The sequence below is a fragment of the Streptomyces sp. NPDC002845 genome (assembly GCF_053591955.1).
Genome location: NZ_JBSFUU010000001.1, coordinates 193,223 through 217,431 on the forward strand (window position 1 = coordinate 193,223; position 24,209 = coordinate 217,431).

Genomic DNA, 24,209 nt, shown 5'->3' on the forward strand with positions numbered 1-24,209 from the left:
TTAGGTGTTGCGGTGCCCTTTCCGGCCCGGGCAGCGGCGGCCTCGCCGTCAGCGGCGTACGTATTGCTGTCGCGGCGGGACTGGGGTGCCGATGAGTCGCTGCGTTTCGCCGCCGACGGTACCGAGCTCTGGCCGCCGGAGTACTACCCCGTCCAGACCCTGTCCGTGCACCACACCGCCGACGGAAGCTCCGATCCCGACCCTGCGGCCGTGGTGCGCGCGATCTACCGCAACCAGGCGGTCGGCAGGGGCTGGGGCGACATCGGCTACCAGTATCTGATCGACGCGGACGGCCGGGTCTACGAGGGGCGCTGGTCCGGTACCGACGGGATCCCCGGGCATGACGCCGGGGGCCGTCGCATGGTCAACGGCGCGCACATCGGCGGTTACAACGCCGGAAACCTCGGCATCGCCCTCCTCGGCACGCTGACCGACACCCCGGCGTCGAGCGCCGCCCGCGCCTCCCTCGTCCAGCTCTTGGCCGAACTGGCCGAGCGGCACTCCATCGACCCTCTGGGCGCCGTGGCCTACCGCAATCCCGTCAGCGGAGCCACCCGAACCGTGCCCGCCATCAGCGGACACCGCGACTGGGCGGCGACCGTGTGTCCTGGCACGGTGCACGGCGATCTGCCCTCGATCCGGGCTGCGGTCGCCGATCTCGTCGCCGGATGAGCCGCGTTTCGGGGCCCTGACACCGCGGCGGATCACCGCGGGCGCGCCTCAAGACCGTCTGCCGGGTGCCATCAGCCGCGTGTACCCGACACCTCGACAGGCGGGCTCACCAGTCCGGGACCGGCGGGTGCGCAGCCGCCCACCCGCCGTGTGCTCAGGGCGATGTCGTCCAGTCGGATGTCGTACGACGACGGGGTGGGGTTGGCCTGGTAGAGCTGCCAGCCCAGCTTGAGTTCGTCGAAGGCGGGGAAGAGGAAGTCGTCCGCCGTGCCGCCGTGGTTATTCATGGAGACGGTCAGGTCGGGCTGTTCCACGCCGTCGAGGTAGACCGTGACGCGGTTGTCGGCGGCGTCCAGGTGGAACTCGACGCACTGCCACTTCTCGGCGACGGCCGGGGCCGAGGTCTTCCACGCCGTCCAGTCGCCCGTGGGGCCCAGGTCGGAGCCGACGCCCCAGAAGTTGCCCCGGTCGGTGGGGGCGTACTGGCCGCCGAGCGGGCGGACCAGGGTGGGGGAGTCGGAGCCGGAAGCTTCCGCGATGGTCCAGTGGGCCCAGTCGGGGGCGGTGGGGAAGGCGTCCACGCGTATCCGCATCCGGGCCCAGAAGCTGTTGCCGGGCGGGGCGAGGTCGGGGAAGACGAGGAAGGCGCGGCCGTTGCCCTCGGTACGGAGGTGGAGTTCGCGGCCGCCGTGGCCGGTGGTGCTGGGTTCGATGCTCAGCGTGCCGTTGGAGGTGTCGGTCGTCCAACCGCGGCCTGCGGTGACCGGGCCGAGGGGGAGGCGGTTGAAGTTCTCCCCGGCGAACACACTGGGGGAGGGAGAGTATGAGGGGGTGGGCGTTGCCGAGGCCGTGGGGGTTGCCGCGAGCAGCGCCGCCGCGGCGGCGGACAGTGCGGCGGTGACTTTCCTCAGGAGTGCCATAGGGGACAGTCTGGAGCAGGAGCCCCAACTGTCCCAGCCGTCACGCACTTTCTGTCCGATGGGAACGCCAACTCTGTCTTGATCCCGGTCTGGCGTGGCCTGACCATGAGCAATTGGAGGGTTTGGCTCGCCGACCACCCTGATCGTGCCTTCTCACAGCAGTTGGGGCTGAGCCAAATCTGCCAATCGCTCAGCTTCGCGACCCCGGCATACCTCGACGTATGGCAACCAGAAGGGAGTCGACGGCCGGGGTGGGGAGAGGGAGGGTGATCCCGGGTTCGTCGGACTCGCGGAGGTGGATCGCTCGGTCGAGGGCGGTGGCGAGTTCGAGGCAGTTGCTGGCCTCGCTGCTGAACGAGGACTTCTGCCAGTGGAGTTCGGGCATGGGGTGGCCTTTCACAGGTTCGCGATGAGGGTGTGGAGGAAGTCGCGGGACGCGGTGGCGTCCAGGGACAGGTCTTCCATCCGGCCCATGATCGTCCGGTACTTCACCAACCGCGCCTCCGCGTGCAGGAATTCGGAGCCATGTTCCGTGTCCAACTGCACGGTGTCCAGCTGTGGGTGCGGCCCCTGGGCGATCAGCACCGTCTGGCCGGCGCCGGGGAAGATACCTGCCGCGAAGGGGAGGACGAGGACGGTCACGTGGTCACGTTCGCTCATCTCCACGATGTGTGCCAGTTGCTTGCGCATGATCTCAGGGCCTCCGAACTGCATGCGCAGGGCGGCCTCATGGATGATCCCGGTGTACGGCGTCGGTTTGTCGGCGTACAGGATGCCCTGGCGTTTGATGCGGTGCGAGAGTCGGTGCTCGACCATGGGCGGGGAGAGCGCTGGGACGTTCTGCTGGAAGACGAGGCGGGCATAGTCGGGGGTCTGGAGCAGTCCGGGAAGGTGAGTGAACTGGACTGTGCGGAGTGCGATCGCGTGCTCCTCCATCTCCGACAGGTCCAACAGGACGGGCGGGAGCAGGTCGCGGTAGTCATCCCACCAGTTGCGGGAGCGGCCCGTGGTCATGGCCGCCAGGGCGTCGATGTACAGCTCGTCGTCGCAGTCGTATCCGAGCGCGAACGCTCGAACACGGTCGGCGCTGACGCCGAACCTCCCGGACTCGATGTTGCTGATCCGGGCCGGATCGACGCCCAGCTTCAGGCCTGCCTCGCGTGTGGACAGGCCTGCGCGCTCGCGTAGTTTGCGCAGCTCAGCGCCTAGTCGCTGTTGGCCGACCCGACCGTCCTCGACAACGCCCAGCTCGTCGCCTCCGAGCTGGTCACCAACTCCCTTGCCTGTACGAAGGATCCGGTGGCCGTGCGGCTCCAGCGGGAAAGCGGGCAGTTGCGGCTCAGTGTGTGGGACAGCAGTCCGTATCCGCCGCGGGAGAGGCCGGGGCCGGAGGGGCCGACGGGGGACGCCGAGGGTGGGCGCGGGCTCTGGCTCACGCGGGCGTGTGCCGATGAATGGGGGCACTACCTCGTCGTCAACGGGCGCCGTAGCGGGGGAGGCAAGGAAGTGTGGGCGGAATGGCGCACGCTGTGAGCGTCCGCATTCGTCTCGTGTCGGGACACCGAAATTGAGTGGCGCGGTCCTCATTGCTGATGCCCGGCACATGTTCTCCGGAGCCTCTCAGCGGAGATGTGACACCCCAGGGGAGAGTGTCACATCTCGGCGCGGTGCTCGTCAGGCCGTATGCCCGGCCGGTGATGTTCGCCGGCCGAGGCATACGGGCGGGGCGGGTCCAGTACGTGCTGCGCGCCTTTGCGCCTCCACCGCCTGAATTCGGGGGCGGTCACTCGCGGTCGCCCCGGGGAGCTGACGCTACGCCACGACCACGCGGGTCCCGTTGAAATCGGCGACGATCTCCAGTTGCCCGCCCAGCGCGGCGACGTAGGCGGCCACTGTTCCCACCTCTGTGGATGCTGTCCTGCCGCGCTCGATCGCGGAGACGCGCTCCTGCCGTACATGCATACGGTCGGCCACTTCGCGTTGGGTGAGCCCGAGTTGCCTGCGCATTTCGGCGAGCCGGTGCGCACGGGCTTCGGCGACCATACGCCGGGCGCCCGCGGCGATGTCATCGAGGTCGTCGGTGTCGAAGACCTCGTGCTTGACCTCGTCCCAGGAGTGGAAGCCGGTCACTTCTGTTCCTCCTTCTGTCGGCGTCGGGCCAGGTGGTCCAGCCACTCGGTATAGCGTTCTTCGGCCACGGGGATCGCCCGCCGGTACCACTCCGCCCATTGCCCCGCCTTGTCGCCCGCTACCAGCAGGACAGCGTTGCGCTCCGGGTCGAAGGCGAACAGGATCCTGATCTCCGTGCTTCCGGCTGAACCCGGGCGCAGTTCCTTGAGGTGATGCAGGTCGGAACCTTTGATCCGGTCCACCAGGGGACGTCCGAGATCCGGGCCCTCCTCCACAAGAGCCTGGATCGCCTGGCCCACGAGTCGCGCCGTGGCGCGGTCGTCCTTGCGTAGTTCGTGCAGCCAGTCGCGCACCTCTCCGGCCATTTCAAGATGCCAGACCATAAACACTCACTGCGTAGTACGTATACATACTAGCACTCTGAGGTGCTTGAGGCTCTCTGCGAGGTGAAGCGGGCGCCGATCACCCGATCGAGTGGTCGTGGGTGAGGGTGCCGCGACAGGTGGTGCCCAGGTGGTCTGTCTGACGAGCACTGTGGGTAAGGGCTGTTACCTCCGCGTGGGAAACAGCGGGCCATGGCCGTCGGCGAAGGTCACGACCTCGGCCACGGCCCGCGGAAGGCCCCCTACTGCGGGAAGCCCGCCAGGATGTTCAGCTCCGTCACGGAACGGGTCGTGATGCCGGACTTGCTGCCCTTGAAGAGCAGGCTCGTGTCGTAGTTGCCCGCGGCCAGGAGATCCGGGTTGCCGTCGCGATTGACGTCACGGAGGCGGACGGTGAGGCCGAAGGACTCGTGCTGTGTGGGACGGCCCGGTACACCCGCCGTCGCGCGGGTGAACCACTTCGAGCCGGTGCCGGTGAGGCCCCTCTTGCCGCCGCGCAGGACGTGGACGCCACCCGCGTCGGCGGTCGTGCCGACCTTCTCCCAGGGCACGCCGACCGCCAGGTCCGGGTATCCGTCACGGTTGGTGTCGCGGGCGGAGAGGGAATAGCCGAAGCCGTCGCCCTTCGTCCGGGCGGTGGCGATGCCCGAAGTGGCCTGGGTGAGGCGGTACTTGGTCGTCGGGCCGGTCTTGCCGCCGCGGAGGACGACCACGGAACCCGCGTACTTGCTGTAGGGCACGTCGCTGACGGCCAGGTCGCCGTAGCCGTCCTTGTTGAAGTCCGCGATGACACCCGTCGGGCTGTAGTCGGGTGTCGAGGGGTTGTACGTCGTGAGCCTGCCGCGCTTGATGGTGGTGCCGCCGCGCCAGAACAACGCGGCCTGGGTCATCTTGCCGTTGACGTAGCCCTGACCGAGGACGTACAGGTCCGTCGCCCTGTCCTTGGTGACCCTTCCGGCGACCAGGCCCGTCGGTTCGAGGACATCGGTCACGCGCGGGGTGTGCTTGGTGACCTTGCCGGTCCTGCCGCGCTTGGTGAAGCCGCCGCGGTAGATGTAGACCGTCTCGCTGCCGTCGGCGATCGCCAGGTCCGTCTTGCCGTCGCCGTTGAAGTCGCCGGTTTCCATCTCGTTGCCGAACCCGGCGTGGGTGCGGGCCCGCACGGGGATTCGGGTGGCCTGCGATCCCAGGCCGGCCCTCGACCCCCAGATGATGGTGACCGCGCCCGCGCTCACCTTGCCGCTCACCTTCTCGGTCCGGTCCGCCACGGCCAGGTCGGCGTACCCGTCGCGGTTGAAGTCACCGGTGGCGAGGTCATCGCCGAACCCGTCGGCGTACCCTCCGGAGTCACCGGCCCTCCCGGGGATGCCCGCGCTGTTCTGGGTGAACTTCTTGGTCTTGGTACCGGGGCCAGACTTGGTCCCGTACGTCACGGCGACCGATCCGGGGGTGCCGTCCGAGTAGGCGTAGTCCCGGTAGCCGTCGCCGTTGAAGTCGTCGGCGTACTTGGCGGGCGTGGCGGCGTTCGTGGGGCTCACCGAGAGGGTGAGCAGTCCGCCGGTCAACGACACGGCCGTGGCCGTCGCTGCGGCGAGGCGGAGATTCCTGCGCGTGAACATGCGTCTCCTGCGTGTGCGCGGGGCCCGATGGCGGCCCGCGCTGGGTCTGGTGGTGCCCTGTCCGGCCGGGCCGCGCACAGGCAGGCACGGTGGGGCGGCGCGGGACAGGGGTGCAGGTATGACCAACCGGGAGACGCGAGGGTTGTATGAGGTGTGGAGATTCCGTGGGGTCGGCTCGGTTGGTTCGGGTTGATTCAATTCGGCTCGGCTCGCTCCCGTTCGCCCACGGCAGGGTTCGTCGGCCGTCCCCCGGCCCGGCCGGTCACGGTAACGACTTCTCTCCGTGCCCATCCCTCCTGCAATATGGCCAACAGCCCGTATTCAGCAGCTCATCCATCGACCCGCAGGAGCCACCACCGTGACCGAACAGCCCCAGCAGCCGCCGCAGCCCGGGTACGGGTACCCGAACGCCGGCCCTTACCAGGCACCGGGTGGGAACCCGTACGGCGCCGGTCCCCAGGGGCCGTACCAGCAGCCGGGCTACGGGTACCCGCAGGGCGGATACCCAGGGGGTCCCGCAGGGCCTGGTCCCGGTGCGCCCGGGGCGTACGGGTACGGGGACCCGAACGCCCCGTACGGCTACGACCCCTACGGCCGTCCGTACTCCGACAAGTCGAAGATCATCGCCGGTATCCTCCAGCTCTTCCTGGGCGGCCTCGGTGTGGGCCGTTTCTACATCGGCCACGTCGGCCTCGGTATCGCACAGCTCTTCACCTGCGGCGGCCTCGGCATCTGGGCGCTGATCGACGGGATCATCCTGCTGACGAGCAACAACACCACGGACTCCCAGGGGCGGATTCTGCGTGGCTGAGCGGTACGGCCACTCCGTGCGCGACGTCGCCGAGTCGGGGCCGCCGGAAGGCCGCGCACGACGGCTTGTCAGCCGGTACCGGCACCCGGCGGCGGCACCTCTCGCGGTGGCCGCCGCCGGTCTGGCGGGCGCCGTGTATCTGTACGGGACCAACCCGCACGAGCCCGGCCACCTTCTGCCCCAGTGCCCGTTCCGCCTCGTCACCGGGCTGCTCTGCCCGGCCTGCGGCGGCACACGCATGGTGTACGACCTGATGCACGGTCAGTTCACCGCCGCGTGGCACGACAACAGGGTGCTGCTGCTCGCCGCGCCCTTCGCGCTGGCCCTGCTGGGGCGGTGGTTCGTCGAGGGGCTGCGCGGACGCCGCTGGCGGCCCGAACTCGGCGCCCGGGGGCAAGTCCTGGTGCTGGGGGCGGCGGTGGCGTGGACCGTCGTCCGCAATGCCGTGTAGACCTGGCCGCGAAGACCATGACGGTCGCATTTCTGCCGTGAGCTGTCGTTGCTTGGCCGGAAATTGATCACGGAATCGGAACGATCGGTCATCCCCTCTCCCCTGTGCACCATCTGTCTCCATACGCTGCCACGGCAACAGGGGGGATGGCGCCGTACTCAGTCGCACGCAGTCGCACGCAGTCGTACTCGGCTGTACGCGAATCGCTACCGGTCCTTGCCATGCGTTCCCTCCTGGACTCCCCTCGGAGCAATCCGCTCCGGTTTTTCTTCCGTACTTCTTCAGCACTTCCAGGAGCAACTTCCATGACCGTCCCCGCCTCTGAGGCCCCGTTCGGTGTCGACCCGCAGGGCCGTCCGTACTCCGACAAGTCGAAGATCGTCGCCGGTATTCTCCAGATCTTCCTGGGCGGCCTCGGCATCGGTCGCTTCTACGTCGGTTCCGTGGGCGTGGGTGTCGCCCAGCTGCTCACCTGCGGTGGTCTGGGCATCTGGGCCCTGATCGACGGGATCATGTTCCTCGTGAGCAACGACCGTACTGACAAGCAGGGGCGTGTGCTCCGCGGCTGAGGCCATGGGCACAGAACACGTGAACGCGTGAACCTGCTGAGGGCCCCGCTCCGGTCGGAGCGGGGCCCTCAGTGTCGTACCAGCAATGAAGAGACGAGCGACGAAGAGATCAGAAGCGGCGCGTGATCAGCGCCTTCTTCACTTCCTGGATCGCCTTGGTGACCTCGATACCGCGCGGGCAGGCGTCCGTGCAGTTGAACGTGGTGCGGCAACGCCACACGCCGTCCTTGTCGTTGAGGATCTCCAGGCGCTGCTCGCCCGCCTCGTCACGCGAGTCGAAGATGAAGCGGTGCGCGTTGACGATGGCAGCCGGGCCGAAGTACTGGCCGTCGTTCCAGAAGACCGGGCAGGACGACGTGCAGGCGGCGCACAGGATGCACTTCGTCGTGTCGTCGAAGCGCTCGCGGTCCTCCGCCGACTGCAGGCGCTCCCGCGTCGGCTCGTTCGTGTCCTTCGTGATCAGGAACGGCATCACGTCCCGGAACGCCTGGAAGAACGGCTCCATGTCCACGACCAGGTCCTTGAGGACCGTGAGGCCCTTTATGGGCTCGACCGTGATCGGCTTCTGGGGGTTGATGTCCTTGATCAGGGTCTTGCAGGCGAGACGGTTCTTGCCGTTGATGCGCATGGCGTCCGAGCCGCAGATGCCGTGTGCGCAGGAGCGGCGGAAGGTGAGGGTGCCGTCCACGTCCCACTTGATCTTGTGGAGAGCGTCGAGGACCCGCTCCTTGGGGTCGATCTCGATCTGGAAGTCCTCCCAGACCGCCTCGGCCGCCACCTCGGGGTTGAAGCGGCGCACGCGGAACGTGACCGTGATGTACGGGGACGCCGCCTGCGCTTGTGCCTCGGCCTTGTCCAGAACAGGGGTTGCCATCAGTACTTACGCTCCATCGGCTGGTAGCGGGTCTGGACGACCGGCTTGTAGTCGAGACGGATGGATTCGGTGCCGTCGGCGCCGACCTCGCGGTACGCCATGGTGTGGCGCATGAAGTTGACGTCGTCGCGGTTCGGGTAGTCCTCGCGGTAGTGACCGCCGCGGGACTCCTTGCGGGCCAGCGCGGAGGTCGCCATGACCTCGGCCAGGTCGAGCAGGTTGCCCAGCTCGACGGCTTCCAGCAGGTCCGTGTTGAACCGCTTGCCCTTGTCCTGGATCGCCACGTTCGTGTAGCGCTCGCGCAGCTCGGCGATCTTCTCGACCGCCGTCTTGATCGTCTGCTCGGTGCGGAACACCATGACGTTCGCGTCCATGGTCTCCTGCAGCTCACGGCGGATGTCCGCCACGCGCTCGTTGCCCGTGGACGAGCGCAGCCGCTCGATCTGCTCGACGACCAGCGACGCCGGGTCCTCCGGCAGCTCGACGAAGCCCGCCGTCTGGGAGTACTCCGCCGCCGCGATGCCGGCCCGCTTGCCGAACACGTTGATGTCCAGCAGGGAGTTCGTGCCCAGGCGGTTGGCGCCGTGGACGGACACGCAGGCGACCTCGCCGGCCGCGTACAGGCCGGGGACCACCGTGGTGTTGTCGGCGAGCACCTCGCCCTCGACGTTGGTCGGGATGCCGCCCATGGCGTAGTGCGCGGTGGGCTGGATCGGGATCGGGTCCGTGTACGGCTCGATGCCCAGGTAGGTGCGCGCGAACTCGGTGATGTCCGGGAGCTTGGCGTCCAGCTGCTCCGGCGGGAGGTGCGTGAGGTCCAGGAAGACGTGGTCGCCCTCGGGGCCACAGCCACGGCCCTCGCGGATCTCCGTGTAGATGGAGCGGGACACCACGTCTCGCGACGCGAGGTCCTTCATCACCGGCGCGTACTTCTCCATGAAGCGCTCGCCGTCCTTGTTGCGGAGGATGCCGCCCTCACCACGGGCGCCCTCCGTCAGCAGGATGCCCATGCGCCAGATGCCGGTCGGGTGGAACTGGAAGAACTCCATGTCCTCCAGCGGCAGCCCGCGCCGGTAGACCGCCGCCTGGCCGTCACCGGTCAGCGTGTGCGCGTTCGACGTCACCTTGAAGAACTTGCCGGTGCCGCCGGACGCGTAGATCACGGCCTTCGCCTGGAAGACGTGGATCTCGCCGGTGGCGAGTTCGTACGCGACGACGCCCGACGACTTCTTGACGCCGTCGACCTCGGTGATCAGCTGGTCGAGGACGTAGAACTCGTTGAAGAACTCCACGCCCTCCTTGACGCAGTTCTGGTACAGCGTCTGGAGGATCATGTGGCCGGTGCGGTCGGCCGCGTAGCAGGACCGGCGGACGGGCGCCTCGCCGTGGTTCCGGCTGTGACCGCCGAAGCGGCGCTGGTCGATCGTGCCGCCCGGCGTCCGGTTGAACGGCAGGCCCATCTTCTCCAGGTCGAGGACCGAGTCGATGGCCTCCTTCGCCAGGATCTCGGCGGCGTCCTGGTCGACCAGGTAGTCACCGCCCTTGACCGTGTCGAAGGTGTGCCACTCCCAGTTGTCCTCCTCCACGTTGGCCAGCGCGGCGGCCATACCGCCCTGCGCGGCGCCCGTGTGGGAGCGGGTCGGGTAGAGCTTGGTCAGCACGGCGGTGCGGCTGCGCTTCGTCGACTCGATGGCGGCGCGCATGCCGGCGCCGCCCGCGCCGACGATGACGGTGTCGTACTTGTGGATCTTCATGGGTGGATTACCTCAGCCCCGTGCCTAGCGGATGTTCGGGTCGAAGGTGAAGATCACCAGCGTGCCCAGCAGGATGGTGAACACCGTGGCGGTGTACAGCAGGCCCTTCAGCCAGAGGCGCGTGTTCGGGCGCTCCGCGTAGTCGTTGATGACGGTACGCAGGCCGTTGGCGCCGTGCAGCATGGCCAGCCACAGCATCAGCAGGTCCCAGGTCTGCCAGAACGGGGACGCCCAGCGGCCCGCGACGAACGCGAAGCCGATCTTCGAGACGCCGCCGTCGAGGACGAGCTGGATCAGCAGGTGGCCGATGACCAGGACGACCAGGACGACGCCGGACAGGCGCATGAAGAGCCACGCGGCCATCTCGAAGTTGCCGCGGGTCGCCTTCGGGGTCTTCTTCGTGCGCTTGCGCGGGGGCTCGATGACGGGGGCCGGGTTGTCGGGGCTGTACCCCGACAGCTCGCCCGTGCCCTCGACGGGGCCGATACCGGATGCGGTGGTCTCAGTGGCAGACATCAGCCTCAGCTCCCGAAGACTTCACGAGCGGCGTGGCCGAGGACGGGGTAGATCGCCCCGGCCATCAGCACGACCCAGATGCCGACGACGGTCCAGAGCATGTGCTTCTGGTAGCGCGGGCCCTTCGACCAGAAGTCGACGGCGATGACACGCAGGCCGTTGAGCGCGTGGAAGAGGACGGCGGCGACGAGGCCGTACTCCAGCAGCGCGACGATCGGCGTCTTGTACGTGGCCACGACCTCGTCGTAGGCCTCGGGGGAGACACGGACGAGAGCGGTGTCCAGCACATGTACGAACAGGAAGAAGAAGATGAGGACGCCGGTGACTCGGTGAGCCACCCAGGACCACATTCCTTCCCGGCCGCGGTACAGCGTTCCAGCCGGCACGGAAGTCCCTCCGGGAGCGGGGATTGGGGCCGCGCCGGCTTGTGCTGTCGGTCGGGCCCGGCCGGGTACGGTCCACCGGCCCCGGCCATCGTAGCGACGTGTTGTCGGAATGCTGACGGTGGCCCCCGGTGGTGTGATCAAACCGGTAAGCGGACGGGTGAAATGCGGCTAAGGCGGTGCGGGAGGTTCTTGTGTGCCGGGTGCGGGTGGTTTGTGGCTGGTCGCGCCTACGCGGCGGAGCCGCATATCGATACAGCGCCGCGCCCCTATTGGTCCACAGGTCGGGCGGGGAAGTGGCCCAGTAGGCGGGTCAGTCTTCCCCTTGCCAGGCGGCGGAGCTCCTCCGCCGTCAGTAGGCGCTCCTCCTCCGGATCGTTGGTCAATCGTGATCGGATTCCGGCCAGGACCTGGTCGAGGGACTCTTCGGGGGTCACGTCGTCCAGGCAGATGACGAACACGTGGCCGAAGCGGCTCTCGTATGCGGCGTGGGCGGCGCTGAGGGCGGTGTGGGCGGCGGAGTAGGCGCCGTCCGGGAGGAGGGTGAGGGATTCGCCGGCCAGGGCTTCGGCGAGGTCGGTGGGGGTCAGGTCGTACGCCGCCTCGTCGGCTGCCGCGAGCAGGGCCTCCTGGTCGGGGTAGGGCCGGTGCTCGGCGATGCGGTGGGCCCAGCGGAGGCTGCGCAGGCAGGTCAGGAGGGCGCGTTCGGCTTCGTCGCCGGGGGCGGAATTGAACTGCTCCAGGGCCGTGGGGGTCGAGGTACAGGTCTGCTTCGGTATGGCGACCTGGCCGGGGAGGTGGGGAAGACGGTGCGCGGGCAGCGTGGATCCTCGGCGGTGGGATGCGGCGACGTCTCGTGGATGTCGCGTACGGGTCGGCAGGGGAAGGGGTGAGAGCTGTGTCATCACGTTATCGAGGGTGGTCAGGACCTGTCCGATCGTTGCCTGAATTTCACCCGAACGGGAGAGTTTCGGAATGCTCGGTGGACGCATTGGCTGACCCACGGCCGACGTGCGGTGGTCGATTGTGACGGGTGAGGGATCGTAGGTCTCGGGGGTTCGACGCATCGGTGGGTGCAGTGGTACATCGGTGTGCGGAGGTTTGCGGAGGTTTGCGGAGGTTTCGGGACGGAGACGGGCGGTATGCGGCGACAGCGAACAGAGTCGGCCAAGGCGGACCCCAGGAGCATGAGGGGAGCGACATGAGCCGTGGCAGGCGCCGGGTGCCCCGGGAGAAGACGTTCGTACGGCGGAACGGGTTGCTTCTCGGCGCGGGTGTCGCCGTGGCGGGTGGCGCGGTGGCCGTGGCGGTGACCGTCTGGCCGAGCGGTGACACGACGCCGAGCGGGGCGCGGCCCTCGGAGGAGCGGTCGGTGAGCGCCACGGCGGTCGCCCCGACCCCGAGCCCTTCGCCTTCGCGCTCGTACCCCCTGTCCGAGACCCCGCAGACCATCCCCTCCGTACGGCAGCACGAGCCCGCCCGCGGCCCCGGCTGGCGTCCTTCCGACGGCGCCCGCGTGGTCGTGGACGACGGCGACCTGACCGACGAGGGGCGGCTGACCGCCGAGGAACTGGGCCTGGAGTACGCGGGGGAGGCCGAACCCCGCGCCGGGGACGTGGAGCTGACGCTCACCGGGGACGGCGGGCCGGACTCCGAGGCGTACACGATGACTGTGCGGAACGGGCAGGTCCGGATAGCCGCCCCCGCCGAGGCCGGCGTCTTCTACGGCACCCGCACCCTCAAACAGGAGGTGCGCGGCGGCGGTACGGCGCCCGAGGGCGTCGTACGGGACCAGCCGGCCAAGCCGCAGCGCGGGTTGATGCTCGACATCGCGCGCAAGCACTTCACGGCGGGCTGGATCGAGGACCGGATACGCGAGCTGGGCGACCTCAAGTACAACCAGCTCGGCCTGCACTTCTCCGACGACCAGGGCTTCCGCATCGAGTCCGACTCGCACCCCGAGGTCGTGTCCCGGCAGCACCTCACCAAGGCGGAGGTACGGCGGATCCTGGACCTCGCGGCGAGCCGCCACATCACCGTCGTACCGGAGATCGACTCCCCCGGACACCTGGGCGCGGTGCTCGCCGCGCATCCGGAGCTGCAACTGCGCAGCGCGGGGGGCCTCGCGGCCGCCGGTGCGATCGACATCTCCAAGCCCGCGGCCGCGGACATCGTGGACGACCTGCTGAACGAGTACGCGGACCTCTTCCCAGGCCCCTACTGGCACCTCGGCGCCGACGAGTACCGGGCGCTGGCCGTGTCCGACCCCGAGGCGACGTACCCGCAGCTGGCCGCCGCCGCGCGGAAGGCGTACGGCGCCGGAGCGGGCGTCGCCGACCTGGCGACCGGATGGCTGAACGACCGGGCCGCCGTGGTGCTCGGGCACGACCGCACTCCACGGGCCTGGAGCGACGGCTTCTTCCGGGACGCGCGGGTCCAGGCGGCGAAGGAGGTGCAGGTGGCGTACTGGACGGGCAAGGAGATCGGCGCCCGCCAGCCGGTCGAGTACCTGAGCGCGGGCCGCCGGGTCGTCAACTACAACGACGAGTTCCTCTACTACGTCCTCGGCGAACCGCAGACCTTCGTCTACCCCACCGGACAGCGCATCTACGAGCAGTGGACGCCGAGGGTGCTGCGCGGCACGACCCCGGTCCCCGGGAAGTACGACGACCAGATCCTCGGGGGCGTGTTCGCGGTGTGGTGCGACCTGGCGGACTCGCAGACGCAGGAACAGGTGGCGGCGGGGGTGCGGATGCCGCTGCGGGCGCTCAGCCAGAAGGTGTGGGACGAGGGCGAGCCGGAGCTGTCGTGGCCCGCGTTCAAGGAGCTGGCCGAACGGCTGGGGTGACGGGGGATTCCGGGTGGACGTACGGGAGCGGTGAACCGTATGTTCCATGTTCCGCGTGCCGGGTGTGACGCTCTGGGGAGAGGCGTGCCCGGCCGTGTTGAGGAACACGCACGTTCGACCACACACGGGGGGCTTCACCATGGTCTGTACGCGTTGCCGGAGCTATGAGGCGGCACCGGACGGCGTCCTGTGCCGGGCGTGCGAGGCCGCGGCCGCGCATCCGGCTCCGCCGCAGTTCCAGCAGGTGCCGCAGAACGGTGCGGCACCGGCGGTGTGGCTGCGTTCACCGGTCGGGCTCGGGTGGGTGGCCGTCGCGCTGCTCGGGGTGGTCATCGCCACGGACCTGTTCGCGGTCTGGACGGGTTTCGTCATGTACGACACCGCGGACGCCCTCGCGAGCGGTGACTTTCTCACCGTGTCGGACGAGGAGTGGGACCGGGTGAACTCGCTCTATGTCGGGGCCGGCGTCGTGCAGTTGGCCGCCTGGTTCGCCACCGGCGTCGTCTTCCTCGTCTGGTTCCACCGGGTGCGGGTCAACGCCGAGGTCTTCAATCCGTTCGGGCACAGCAAGACGCGGGGCTGGGCGGTGGGCGGCTGGTTCGTGCCCATCGTGAACCTCTGGTTCCCGCGCCGGATCGCGCTGGACATCTGGGACGCGAGCAGTCCCTTGGACACGCGCCGGTCGCACGGGCTGGTCAACGCGTGGTGGGCGATGTGGCTGATCGGGACCGTCGCCGGTCGGGTCGCCTCCAGCGGGTACGAGCGGGCCGAGACCGCGGAGGAGATCCGCGACGCCACCGTGGAGGTGCTCATCACGGACGCCCTCGACATCGCGGCCGCCGTGCTGGCCATTTTGTTTGTCCTGACGTTGACACGGATGCAGGACACGAAGGCGAGGAGCGGGCCGGGGACCCCCGCGCCGGTCGCCGCCTGACCCCGGACCGTCCCCGGCGGGCTTGGAGCGGATTGCGTGATTCCGGGGGCGAACTGCCGTACGACTGTGGTGTATTCGGCCCGAGGCGTGCCAAGACGCTGGGGGAACCGGAATGGGCTACTGGGGCTACTACGTCGTGGGCAGAAGCGAGCGGCCGCTCGCGGAACTCGACGCGCTGGCGGGGGTGCCGGGGCTGGAGCTGCACACGACGGCCGCCGACGGGTGGCAGGTGTGGCGGTACCCGAGCGGTGACGCCGACATCGGCAACATGAGCACACTCGCCCGGCAGACGGGCGCGCCCGCGCTCTTCGCGTACGTCATGGACAGCGACTGCGCGGTCGTCGAGGCCGCCGGGCCCGAGAGCGGGAGCTGGACCACCTGTCTGGCGCGCGGGGCCATGGCCACGCACATCGACGGCGGCGAGGACGGGCTCACCGTCGAGGACTACTTCCTGGAACCGCGCGACGCCGCCGAGTGCGCCGTCGCCTGGGCCGCGGAGGCGGGGCACGAGGTGGCTGCCGAACCGCTGGTGGACGTATTGGGTTCTGAACCCGAACCTGGCCCTTCCGATTCCGGGGACTTGGCTGAAAATCTACTCTTCCGGTTACTCGACCGGCTCGGGGTGGTGCCTCTGTGACACTCCCGAGCCGTTGCACGCAGTAAGGGGAAGTGCGGGCTCCGTTAAGTGAAGGCGCCCATTCGAACGAGTTCGAGGAGGCGTGATGAGCCTGGTGGAGCTGATCGCCCAGGCCGACGAGCGTGGGCTGGCGGCGAGTGGGTTGGCTTGTTTGGATCGGTGCGTGCCGCTGCTCGGGGGCGATGACGAGGTGCTCCGGCCGCTGTGGGCGAGCCTGGTGGACGGGCGGGAGTGGGAGGAGCGGGTCGCCAAGGTACGCGGGGAACTGGCGGCCGGGGACACGTCCGGCGATACGGGGCGGCCCGAGGACGAGGCCGCCGCCCTCGCCCGGAGGATGCTCGCCGCCGTACCCGCGGAGAAGTCGCCCGAGGCCCTGCGGCAGTGGGCCGACGCCTGCTCCGTCGCCGCGCTCCAGATACACCGGCTGCTCGACCCCCTCGACGACGGCGAGGAGTGCGTGAACGGGCGCCGACAGGGCCGTACGGCCGGCATGTCCCCCCTCGTCGCCGCCGAACTGCGCCGCCAGGTCACCGTGCTGGAACTCCTCGCCGGCCACGGCGCGAGTGGCGTCCGCCAGGCGCTCGACGTGTCGACCGAGGGACGGTGCGTGCTCCGGGCGGTGGTGTCGCGGCGGGCACGGGGGCGTTCGTGAACCAGGGGCCGGACAGGCTGATGGTGCCCGGCCGGGGCTGAAAGGTTCGGCGCGGGTTGGAGGCGCGCCCCTTTCAGGGGCGCGGGGAACTGCTTTTAGGGCGCGGGGCTGTGACATTGTGCGGCTCCGCCGCGTGGGCGCGACCAGCCACGGACGACCCGCAGCTCGGCACCAACCCGAAGAACCCCGTCGGGGGTCCCGGGGCGAAGCCCCGTGGGGGTAGAAGGGGCGGAGCCCCTGGGGGATGGGACGGGTAGGGGCGGCGGGGGCGAAACAACCTCCCGCACCCGGCACATTGGCCGAGGCCTGGTGGATTCGTACGCACGGATATGACGGGACCGTACGGGCCGACAGTGACACTCGCGGCTCCCCGTCCGCTGGAACTTGCGAGACGTGAGGGACTCTTGGGGGGTTCGTGGAACTCGTGGAGACGCAGCGAGGGACCGTCGGGGTACGGATGCGGTGGTGCGCCGGGGAGTTCGTGCGGCGGGTCACCGCGCGCAACCGGCTGCCGCTGGACTACTCCGTGAACAGCCTGCGGGTCGTCGACGTCATCGTGGACGGGCTGCGCAAGGGCGCGACCGAGCGGTGCGAGGTCGAGGGCGTGCTGTTCGAACTCGGGGTCTACGCCGGTGAGGTGCTGGTGCGGCGGGCCGGGGCCGAGTGGGTCGAATTCGACGCCGTACAGCGGGAGTTGTTCGGACAGCCGGTCGGCGTGCGGATGCCGGACGGGCGGGTGTGGAACCCCCTCGGCAAGGTCGTGAAGCGGTTCGAGGCGGGAGAGCCGGAGTCCATACGGATGCTCTACCTCCAACTGCACGGGCGCGTGGCCGGGCCGGCGGCGTACGAGCCGAGCTCCGCGTGAGGCGGGCCGGCGCGAGGTACGAGGCGGCTGACGAGCAGTGACACTTCTGTGAAGCCCGGCGCTGATGACCTTGGGGGTGTGGCCACCATCGGCCGTGCCCAGGGGGAACCAGGAAAACCGATCTCGGTACGAACGAGGACAGTGTTGGGCCAAGGAGGCGAATCCCGCCGCGTACAGGCGTACGACGGGGAGCTGGGCGCGGCCGTAGCGCGGGCCCAGGAGGGGGACGAGACCGCCTTCGCGGCGGCGTACCGGATCGTGCAGCCCGGACTGCTGGGCTATCTGCGTGGGATCGTCGGCGTCGACGCGGAGGATGTCGCGTCGGACGCTTGGCTGGAGATCGCGCGGGACCTCGGCCGGTTCAAGGGCGACGGGGCGGGCTTCCGCGGCTGGACCGCGACCATCGCCCGGCACCGGGCTCTGGACCACCTGCGTCGGCAGAAGGTGCGGCCCCGGGCGACCGCCCTGGAGAACGACCTCCTGGACCTGCCCAGCGGCCACAGCACCTCCGAACAGGCCCTGGAGTCCCTCTCCACCGAGTACGCCCTCCAGCTGGTCGCCCGGCTGCCCCGGGACCAGGCCGAGGCCGTGCTGCTGCGTGTCGTCGTCGGCCTGGACGGACCCTCGGCCGCCCGCGTCCTCGGCAAGCGACCGGGTGCGGTCCGCACCGCCGCCCACCGGGGGTTGAAGCGCCTCGCCCAGCAGCTCGGCACCGAAGGTGTGACGGAAGACGGTCCCCGGACGCTGGGGGAGTCGAGATGAACGGCAACGGCAACGGCACGCGTGACCGGAACCGTAACCGGAACAGGAAGTCGTCGGGCAGAGGTGGCAGCGGACATGGGTGAACGACAGGGCGACGGCGGACCGGCCGACCGCCGGGTCACGCACCCCGGGCCGCTCGGCCCCGGCATGAGCGGGCCCGGCCCGAACGGCATCCCGCCCCTCGACGTCCTCCTCGCCACCGCCGTGCGGGCCCGGCACGTCGACCCCGACGGCGAGGCGCGCGCCGTCGCCGCCTTCCTCGCGGCACGGGACCAGGGCGCCCACACGGCCCGCACCCGGCGCCGCGACGACTGGCGGCCCCGTGAGCAGCGACGCGCCCGGCGTTCGGTACGGGCCACCCTCGCGGTGCTGCTGGCCGGGCTGACCCTCGGCGGGGTCGCCGTCGCGGCCGTCGGCGGTGCCTCGGACGACCCGGGCGACCAGGACGGACGCAAGACCCCCTCGGCCGGCGAGACCGACCTGCCCACCCCCTCCGAGTCCGCGGCCCCGACCACCTCGGCCCCCGGGGCGCACTCCTCGGCCCCCGGTCCGGAACGCCCCTCGCAGGCCCAGGACACCGAGGCCCAGTGCCGCGCCTACGAGCGGGTCGAGACACGCGGCAGGGCCCTCGACTCCGCGGCCTGGCAACGGCTCGTCGACGCGGCGGGCGGGGTGGCGGAGGTCGAGGAGTACTGCGCGGAGCAACTGGACGAGGAACGGGACGCGCAGCCGGGCGACGCGGCTCCGGGGCGTACGGGGGAACCGGGCGCGCCCGGCGGCGGGGCCGGCAGCGCCGCCGCCCACAGCGAGGCGGCCAGTGCGCGGCCCACGACACCCACGGCCGGGAATCCCAACGGGAATGCCAAGCGGAATCAGTAGCCCGCGGGAGAGAGCGCGCCGGCGAGATGTGCGGAACGAAGTCCGTGAATCCGTGAATGAAGTCCGGAAAGAAGTAGGGCCGGCGTGCTCGCAAGACCCCCGTACTCGCAAGACACCCGGCCGACCCCGCCGATGGCAACGGCCGGGGCCGCCACCCCCCACAGGAGAGGCCCCGGCCGTCGCGCGGCACGGGCCGCGCGGCGGCCCGTACTACCTACAGCGCCGCGCCCGCGTTTTCTGTCACACCCCGGCACACCCCGGCGCGTCACGAGTTAGTTGCATCTTCTACGGACATGGACGGGCAACGGTTTCACGCCGTAACGTGCCATTCGCGCCGACCTGCGGACAGCAAAAGACGACCGCAACCGACCAGCGGCCTGAAACCGCAACCATCAATTGAGAAACCACGATGGCGAGCGACCAGGTCCGCGAGAGCGGCGCCGGTTTAGGCGCATAGGGAGTGTGCGGGTGCTGGGGGACGACGCGGAGCTGACCGCCGCGGTGCTTGCGGCACAGGACGGGGACGAGACCGCGTTCCGGACTGTGTACCGCGCGGTGCACCCACGGCTGCTCGGGTACGTGCGCACGCTGGTCGCCGACCCGGACGCGGAGGACGTCACCTCCGAGGCGTGGCTGCAGATAGCCCGGGACCTCGAACGGTTCAGCGGGGACGCCGACCGGTTCCGCGGCTGGGCCGCCCGGATCGCCCGCAACCGAGCCCTGGACCATATACGGATGCGCGGGCGCCGCCCCGCGATCGGCGGTGACGAGACCGAGCTGACCGGGAAGGCCGCCGAGTCGGACACCGCGGGTGAGGCCATGGAGGCGCTGGCCACGGACCGTACTCTCTCCCTGATCGCCCAGCTCCCGCAGGACCAGGCGGAGGCCGTCGTCCTGCGCGTGGTCGTGGGCCTCGACGCCAAGACCGCCGCGGAGACGCTCGGCAAGCGGCCCGGCGCCGTCCGTACGGCCGCGCACCGCGGACTGAAACGGCTCGCGGAACTGCTGGGCGCCGATCCGCAGGCCGCCGGGGCACTCGACGCCGTACCCCCGCCGAGAGAGCCGCAGCAGGAAACACAGCAGCAAGCGCAGAAGCAAGCGCAAAAGCAAGCGCGGAAACAAACACAGACAGAAGCACAGACAGAACCGCAGAAGGAACCACAGGGAGAACCGCGCTCACGCGCGGTGACGTCCGCCGGTGTGACGCATATGCGTTCGCGGACGCAGAAGGACATGTGATGGCCGACGAGCACTACAAGTGGCTGGACCGCGACGCGGCGGAGCGTCTGCTGCGTGGTGAGCCGCTGGAAGCCGTCGACGCCGACACCCGCGCGCAGGCCGACCGGCTCGCCGGGGCACTGGACGCGCTCTCCGCCGAGGTCCCGCCCGCCGACAGCGAACTCCGGGGCGAGGAAGCCGCGTTGGCGGCGTTCCGCAAGGCCCGCGCGGAACTCGCCGACGAGGATCCGGCGCTGAAGTCCGGCCGCCGTGGCCATCGGCACGCCTCGACGTTCCCCGCCGACAGCGGTCTGGTACGGCTCGGACGCCCCGGCCGGCCGACCCGCAGGGCACGCCTCGTCCGTCCCGTCCGTTACGGGATGGCCGCCGCGCTGGCCGCCGGAATGATCGGCGGGGTCGCCGTGGCCGCCGGAAGCGGCGCCCTGCCGACTCCGTTCCGTGACGACTCCCCGCGCCCGGCCGCCTCGGTCTCCGCCGCGGTTCCCCCGGACCGGCCGCTCGTCTCGCCGCCGGCGGGCGAGTCGGAGGGCGGCGCCCGGAGTGAGCCCACCCCGGACGGCTCCGCGGACGGTTCCTCGGGCAACGGCACCTCGAACGACACCGCACGCGGCAACCCCGACGGCACCGGCCGACCGGTGCCCGACGGCTTCGCCAACGGCCAGGGCCGGTCCCCCGCCTGGCGGAACGGCATCCTCTCGTCCTGCCGCGACATGAGCGACGGCAAATCCCTGGACGCCGACCGCCGGCGCAACCTGGAGAAGGCGGCGGGCGGCACCGCCACCGGCCGCGTCAAGAAGTACTGCGACGGCGTCCTCAACAACCAGTCCGACCGCTCCCCCGCCGACAGTTCCCCGGACAACGCGTCGGACCGCTCCGTCGGCGGAAACGACTCCCGCTCCGGCAAGTCGGACAAGTCCGGCGAGGACGAGGGCGACAGCCAGGGCGGCAAGGACAAGGGCAAGGGCAGCGGCAGGAACAACGGCCACGGCAACGGCAAGGGCAACAACGGCGACGGCAAGGGCAACGGCAGATCCTCCGGCGGCAACCACCACCGCACCGACGGCGGAGCCACCACACCCGTAGCCGCACCGGACCGCGTCACGACCCAGCCGGTGAGGCCGACGCCCGCCGCACCGCGGTCCGGCGGACCGAGGACGCGGACCTACGCCTGACCCGCGCTCGCTGCCCATGCCCGTCGACCCTCTGGGCGACAAGGGCCGCGACGAGTCCCGATTCCCGAGTCCAGAGTTCCGTGCTCAGCGACGCCAACACCTCCCTGACCTGCGGTTTTGTTCGAGGGGAAACTTTCTTCGGCCGGGGTGTGACGTTTTCGGCCGCTGAAGCGCAGTAATGAGTGAGCCGACTGGTCATCGGCCATCGCACAGAGCCGGGGTTCCCCCCGTACCTACGGCTCGTGCACCTCGGCGCGGGCGGGACACGTTCCCCCGGTCCCGCCCGCGCCTGCAACTCTCCTTCGCTCACCAGTGGACGACGACCTTGTCGCCGTTCCTCACCTGCGCGAACAGGTCCGCGATCGCCGCCTCGTCCCGTACGTTGACGCAGCCGTGCGACGCCCCGTAGTAGCCGCGGACCGCGAAGTCCGAGGAGTAGTGGACCGCCTGGCCGCCGCTGAAGAACATCGCGTACGGCATGGGCGTGTCGTACAGCGTGGACACGTGGTGGCGTGACTTGAAGTAGACGTTGAAGACGCCCTCGCGGGTCGGCGTGTACTGGGAACCGAACCGCACCTCCACCGTCGAGAGCGTCCGCCCGTCGACCATCCAGCGCAGGGTGCGGCTGGTCTTGCTGATGCACAGCACCCGGCCTGTCATGCACCGCGGGTCCGGCGCGGCGGCCCGCTGACCGCCGAACGCGTACAGCTCCCACTTGGTCGGCTCCCGCGTCATCTTCAGCAGCCGCGCCCATGTCACGCTGTCGGTCCTGCCCGTCTGCGGCAGCCCCCGCTTGCCCTGGAAGCCCTTGACCGCGCCGACGGTCGGATCGTCGTACGTTCCCGTCGGCCCGTCGAAGAGCCAGGCGACCTGCCGGAGACGGGACTGCAATTCACGTACGTCCCGGCCCTGGTCGCCGTACGCCCAGAGGACCCGCGGAGGGGCGGGGGAGGGAGCCGCCGTACTCGGCGCGTTCTTGCCGTCGTCGTCCGCGCCGTCCTCGGTGTCGCCCTCCGCGCCGGGCTGCTCACCGGCCGGCTCCTCCGGCGTGGCCGTGGCCTCGATCCGCACCGGCTGCCGCCCGCCCCCGCCCCCGGTCCCGTCCGCCGCCTGGACCGCACAGCCGCCGGCCAGGGCGAGCGCCGCGAGCACGGCCGCCGATCTCCGCATGCCTGTGATACGCATCCCAGCCCCCGGTCGTCCCGGCTCGTTCCGCCGTCGCCCGGCGGCCCACCCCCGGACGTGCGGTCGTGTCACCTGAGATGCTCCCCGGACGTGAACGGTTGCGAACCGGTCGCCATTGTTGTGAGCGGCGGACGTGGGAGACCCTGTGAGCAAGGTCCCAGCCTGGTCCTCTCCACCGGGCGCACGGCCGCCGCTACAGTCCGTCAGCGAAGGTCGTTCGTACCAGCGAGTAACCGAGCATTCGTCCCAGCGAGCAACCAAGCAACAGCCAACGCGGAGGCATCACCATGGCGCGCGAGTCGGAGTCCGGACTGCCCATCGAGCCGGTCTACGGGCCGGAAGCTCTGGAGGGTTGGGACGCGGCCGAGAAGCTGGGCGAGCCCGGCTCGTACCCCTTCACGCGCGGCGTGTACCCGTCGATGTACACCGGCCGGCCGTGGACGATGCGCCAGTACGCCGGCTTCGGTACGGCGACCGAGTCCAACGCCCGGTACAAGCAGCTCATCGCCAACGGCACGATGGGCCTGTCGGTCGCCTTCGACCTGCCCACCCAGATGGGCCACGACTCCGACGCCCCGATCGCGTCGGGTGAGGTCGGCAAGGTGGGCGTGGCGATCGACTCGATCGACGACATGCGGGTGCTGTTCGGCGGCATCCCGCTGGACAAGGTGTCCACGTCGATGACGATCAACGCCCCCGCCGCCCTGCTGCTGCTCCTCTACCAACTCGTCGCCGAGGAGCAGGGCGTCAGCGCCGACAGGCTCACCGGCACGATCCAGAACGACGTGCTGAAGGAGTACATCGCGCGCGGGACGTACATCTTCCCGCCCAAGCCCTCCCTCCGCCTGATCGCCGACATCTTCAAGTACTGCAGGGCCGAGATCCCGAAGTGGAACACGATCTCGATCTCCGGCTACCACATGGCCGAGGCGGGCGCCTCCCCCGCGCAGGAGATCGCGTTCACCCTCGCGGACGGCATCGAGTACGTGCGCACGGCGGTCGCGGCCGGCATGGACGTCGACGACTTCGCGCCCCGCCTGTCCTTCTTCTTCGTCTCCCGTACGACGATCCTCGAAGAGATCGCCAAGTTCCGCGCGGCGCGCAGGATCTGGGCGCGGGTCATGCGCGACGAGTTCGGCGCGAAGAACCCCAAGTCGCTGATGCTGCGCTTCCACACCCAGACCGCGGGCGTCCAGCTGACCGCCCAGCAGCCGGAGGTCAACCTCGTCCGCGTGGCCGTCCAGGGCCTGGCCGCGGTCCTCGGCGGCACCCAGTCCCTGCACACCAACTCCTTCGACGAGGCCATCGCGCTCCCCACGGACAAGAGCGCCCGCCTCGCCCTGCGTACGCAGCAGGTCCTGGCGTACGAGACGGACGTCACCGCCACCGTGGACCCCTTCGCCGGGTCGTACGTCGTCGAGAAGATGACCGACGACGTGGAGGCCGCCACCGTCGAGCTGATGGCCAAGGTCGAGGAACTCGGCGGCGCGGTCAACGCCATCGAGCGAGGCTTCCAGAAGAACGAGATCGAGCGCAGCGCCTACCGCATCGCCCAGGAGACCGACTCCGGCGAACGCGTCGTCGTCGGCGTCAACCGCTTCCAGCTCGACGAGGAAGAGCCCTACGAGCCCCTCCGCGTCGACCCCGCCATCGAGGCCCAGCAGGCCGAACGGCTCTCGAAGCTCCGGGCCGAACGCGACCAGGCCGCCGTCGACACCGCCCTCGCCGACCTGAAGAAGGCGGCGGAGGGGACGGACAACGTCCTCTACCCGATGAAGGAGGCGCTGCGGGCCCGGGCGACGGTGGGGGAGGTGTGCAACGCGTTGCGGGAGGTTTGGGGGACGTACGTGCCGTCGGACGTGTTCTGACCTGGGCGATTACTCCGTACGAGTGATCACGGGCGGAAACTGCACGTCTCCGGCTACTCTCATGAAGAGTGAGCCCCGAAAAGGAG

At 69.9% G+C, this 24,209-nt stretch carries 27 protein-coding genes; 15 read left to right on the plus strand and 12 right to left on the minus strand.

Going from position 1 to position 24,209, the window contains the following annotated elements:
• Positions 1-12: 12 nt before the first annotated feature.
• Positions 13-672, plus strand: a complete 660-nt coding sequence (locus ACWD3C_RS00790; RefSeq protein WP_451138575.1) for a peptidoglycan recognition protein family protein — start codon at positions 13-15, stop codon at positions 670-672.
• 71 nt (positions 673-743) lie between these two features.
• Here ACWD3C_RS00790 and ACWD3C_RS00795 read toward each other — a convergent pair whose 3' ends face one another.
• The 3 genes from ACWD3C_RS00795 to ACWD3C_RS00805 all read right to left on the minus strand — a co-directional run bounded on the left by ACWD3C_RS00795 (position 744) and on the right by ACWD3C_RS00805 (position 2,924).
• Entirely contained in the window at positions 744-1,592 is an 849-nt protein-coding gene (locus ACWD3C_RS00795; protein ID WP_451138577.1) for a hypothetical protein, read from the minus strand.
• A gap of 190 nt (positions 1,593-1,782) precedes the next feature.
• The gene (locus ACWD3C_RS00800) at positions 1,783-1,977 is read right to left on the minus strand and encodes a DUF397 domain-containing protein (RefSeq protein WP_451138579.1); all 195 of its coding nucleotides are present in this window, start codon (positions 1,975-1,977) and stop codon (positions 1,783-1,785) included.
• Between the two features lie 11 nt (positions 1,978-1,988).
• The gene (locus ACWD3C_RS00805; protein WP_451138760.1) at positions 1,989-2,924 is read right to left on the minus strand and encodes a helix-turn-helix domain-containing protein; all 936 of its coding nucleotides are present in this window, start codon (positions 2,922-2,924) and stop codon (positions 1,989-1,991) included.
• Here ACWD3C_RS00805 and ACWD3C_RS00810 point away from each other — a divergent pair.
• Positions 2,808-3,125: an ATP-binding protein gene (locus ACWD3C_RS00810; RefSeq protein WP_451138762.1), complete on the plus strand. Its 318-nt coding sequence runs from the start codon at positions 2,808-2,810 to the stop codon at positions 3,123-3,125. The genes ACWD3C_RS00805 and ACWD3C_RS00810 overlap by 117 nt on opposite strands.
• Positions 3,126-3,404: 279 nt before the next feature.
• On the opposite strand, the gene ACWD3C_RS00815 is transcribed toward ACWD3C_RS00810, so the two are convergent.
• From ACWD3C_RS00815 to ACWD3C_RS00825, 3 genes are all read right to left on the minus strand, one after another.
• The gene (locus ACWD3C_RS00815; RefSeq protein ID WP_451138581.1) at positions 3,405-3,722 is read right to left on the minus strand and encodes a helix-turn-helix domain-containing protein; all 318 of its coding nucleotides are present in this window, start codon (positions 3,720-3,722) and stop codon (positions 3,405-3,407) included.
• On the minus strand, positions 3,719-4,105 hold the full coding sequence (locus ACWD3C_RS00820; protein ID WP_451138583.1) for a type II toxin-antitoxin system RelE/ParE family toxin: 387 nt from the start codon (positions 4,103-4,105) through the stop codon (positions 3,719-3,721). The genes ACWD3C_RS00815 and ACWD3C_RS00820 overlap by 4 nt, the downstream gene beginning before the upstream one ends.
• Before the next feature lie 242 nt (positions 4,106-4,347).
• Entirely contained in the window at positions 4,348-5,724 is a 1,377-nt protein-coding gene (locus ACWD3C_RS00825; protein WP_451138585.1) for an FG-GAP and VCBS repeat-containing protein, read from the minus strand.
• A gap of 358 nt (positions 5,725-6,082) precedes the next feature.
• On the opposite strand from ACWD3C_RS00825, the gene ACWD3C_RS00830 reads away from it, so the two are divergent.
• The 3 genes from ACWD3C_RS00830 (at position 6,083) to ACWD3C_RS00840 (ending at position 7,555) form a co-directional block, all read left to right on the plus strand.
• Positions 6,083-6,535: a TM2 domain-containing protein gene (locus tag ACWD3C_RS00830; RefSeq protein WP_451138587.1), complete on the plus strand. Its 453-nt coding sequence runs from the start codon at positions 6,083-6,085 to the stop codon at positions 6,533-6,535.
• Between the two features lie 106 nt (positions 6,536-6,641).
• Positions 6,642-6,986 carry a DUF2752 domain-containing protein gene (locus tag ACWD3C_RS00835; protein WP_451138764.1) on the plus strand — a complete coding sequence of 115 codons (345 nt, stop codon included), beginning with the start codon at positions 6,642-6,644 and terminating at the stop codon, positions 6,984-6,986.
• 305 nt (positions 6,987-7,291) lie between these two features.
• Positions 7,292-7,555 (plus strand): TM2 domain-containing protein, encoded by a 264-nt coding sequence (locus ACWD3C_RS00840; protein ID WP_451138589.1) that lies wholly within the window; start codon positions 7,292-7,294, stop codon positions 7,553-7,555.
• Between the two features lie 109 nt (positions 7,556-7,664).
• On the opposite strand, the gene ACWD3C_RS00845 is transcribed toward ACWD3C_RS00840, so the two are convergent.
• The 5 genes from ACWD3C_RS00845 to ACWD3C_RS00865 all read right to left on the minus strand — a co-directional run bounded on the left by ACWD3C_RS00845 (position 7,665) and on the right by ACWD3C_RS00865 (position 11,987).
• Positions 7,665-8,429, minus strand: a complete 765-nt coding sequence (locus ACWD3C_RS00845; protein WP_451138591.1) for a succinate dehydrogenase iron-sulfur subunit — start codon at positions 8,427-8,429, stop codon at positions 7,665-7,667.
• On the minus strand, positions 8,429-10,183 hold the full coding sequence (gene sdhA / locus ACWD3C_RS00850) for a succinate dehydrogenase flavoprotein subunit (protein ID WP_451138593.1): 1,755 nt from the start codon (positions 10,181-10,183) through the stop codon (positions 8,429-8,431). Before sdhA ends, ACWD3C_RS00845 begins: the two co-directional genes overlap by 1 nt.
• Positions 10,184-10,207: 24 nt before the next feature.
• Positions 10,208-10,699: a succinate dehydrogenase hydrophobic membrane anchor subunit gene (locus ACWD3C_RS00855; RefSeq protein ID WP_451138595.1), complete on the minus strand. Its 492-nt coding sequence runs from the start codon at positions 10,697-10,699 to the stop codon at positions 10,208-10,210.
• A gap of 5 nt (positions 10,700-10,704) precedes the next feature.
• Entirely contained in the window at positions 10,705-11,085 is a 381-nt protein-coding gene (sdhC, locus tag ACWD3C_RS00860) for a succinate dehydrogenase, cytochrome b556 subunit (protein WP_451138597.1), read from the minus strand.
• 266 nt (positions 11,086-11,351) lie between these two features.
• Positions 11,352-11,987 carry a 2-oxo-4-hydroxy-4-carboxy-5-ureidoimidazoline decarboxylase gene (locus ACWD3C_RS00865; RefSeq protein ID WP_451138766.1) on the minus strand — a complete coding sequence of 212 codons (636 nt, stop codon included), beginning with the start codon at positions 11,985-11,987 and terminating at the stop codon, positions 11,352-11,354.
• A 296-nt stretch (positions 11,988-12,283) separates the two neighbouring features.
• Between ACWD3C_RS00865 and ACWD3C_RS00870 the strand changes: the two genes are divergently transcribed.
• The 9 genes from ACWD3C_RS00870 (at position 12,284) to ACWD3C_RS00910 (ending at position 21,070) form a co-directional block, all read left to right on the plus strand.
• Entirely contained in the window at positions 12,284-13,930 is a 1,647-nt protein-coding gene (locus ACWD3C_RS00870) for a family 20 glycosylhydrolase (protein WP_451138599.1), read from the plus strand.
• A gap of 139 nt (positions 13,931-14,069) precedes the next feature.
• On the plus strand, positions 14,070-14,864 hold the full coding sequence (locus ACWD3C_RS00875) for a DUF4328 domain-containing protein (RefSeq protein WP_451138601.1): 795 nt from the start codon (positions 14,070-14,072) through the stop codon (positions 14,862-14,864).
• A 112-nt stretch (positions 14,865-14,976) separates the two neighbouring features.
• A complete protein-coding gene (locus ACWD3C_RS00880; protein WP_451138603.1) occupies positions 14,977-15,501 on the plus strand; it encodes a hypothetical protein in 525 nt (174 codons plus the stop codon).
• An 85-nt stretch (positions 15,502-15,586) separates the two neighbouring features.
• Positions 15,587-16,153, plus strand: a complete 567-nt coding sequence (locus tag ACWD3C_RS00885; protein WP_451138605.1) for a hypothetical protein — start codon at positions 15,587-15,589, stop codon at positions 16,151-16,153.
• Between the two features lie 457 nt (positions 16,154-16,610).
• On the plus strand, positions 16,611-17,018 hold the full coding sequence (locus tag ACWD3C_RS00890; RefSeq protein WP_451138768.1) for a hypothetical protein: 408 nt from the start codon (positions 16,611-16,613) through the stop codon (positions 17,016-17,018).
• A gap of 144 nt (positions 17,019-17,162) precedes the next feature.
• A complete protein-coding gene (locus ACWD3C_RS00895) occupies positions 17,163-17,780 on the plus strand; it encodes an RNA polymerase sigma factor (RefSeq protein ID WP_451138770.1) in 618 nt (205 codons plus the stop codon).
• A gap of 75 nt (positions 17,781-17,855) precedes the next feature.
• On the plus strand, positions 17,856-18,659 hold the full coding sequence (locus ACWD3C_RS00900) for a hypothetical protein (protein WP_451138607.1): 804 nt from the start codon (positions 17,856-17,858) through the stop codon (positions 18,657-18,659).
• A gap of 468 nt (positions 18,660-19,127) precedes the next feature.
• On the plus strand, positions 19,128-19,898 hold the full coding sequence (locus ACWD3C_RS00905; protein WP_451138608.1) for an RNA polymerase sigma factor: 771 nt from the start codon (positions 19,128-19,130) through the stop codon (positions 19,896-19,898).
• Complete coding sequence (locus tag ACWD3C_RS00910; RefSeq protein WP_451138610.1) at positions 19,898-21,070, plus strand: hypothetical protein; 1,173 nt, start codon at positions 19,898-19,900, stop codon at positions 21,068-21,070. Before ACWD3C_RS00905 ends, ACWD3C_RS00910 begins: the two co-directional genes overlap by 1 nt.
• Positions 21,071-21,376: 306 nt before the next feature.
• Here ACWD3C_RS00910 and ACWD3C_RS00915 read toward each other — a convergent pair whose 3' ends face one another.
• Positions 21,377-22,255, minus strand: coding sequence for a L,D-transpeptidase family protein (locus ACWD3C_RS00915; protein ID WP_451138612.1), 879 nt, complete (start codon positions 22,253-22,255; stop codon positions 21,377-21,379).
• A 287-nt stretch (positions 22,256-22,542) separates the two neighbouring features.
• Between ACWD3C_RS00915 and ACWD3C_RS00920 the strand changes: the two genes are divergently transcribed.
• Positions 22,543-24,123: an acyl-CoA mutase large subunit family protein gene (locus tag ACWD3C_RS00920; protein WP_451138614.1), complete on the plus strand. Its 1,581-nt coding sequence runs from the start codon at positions 22,543-22,545 to the stop codon at positions 24,121-24,123.
• Positions 24,124-24,209 lie beyond the last annotated feature (86 nt).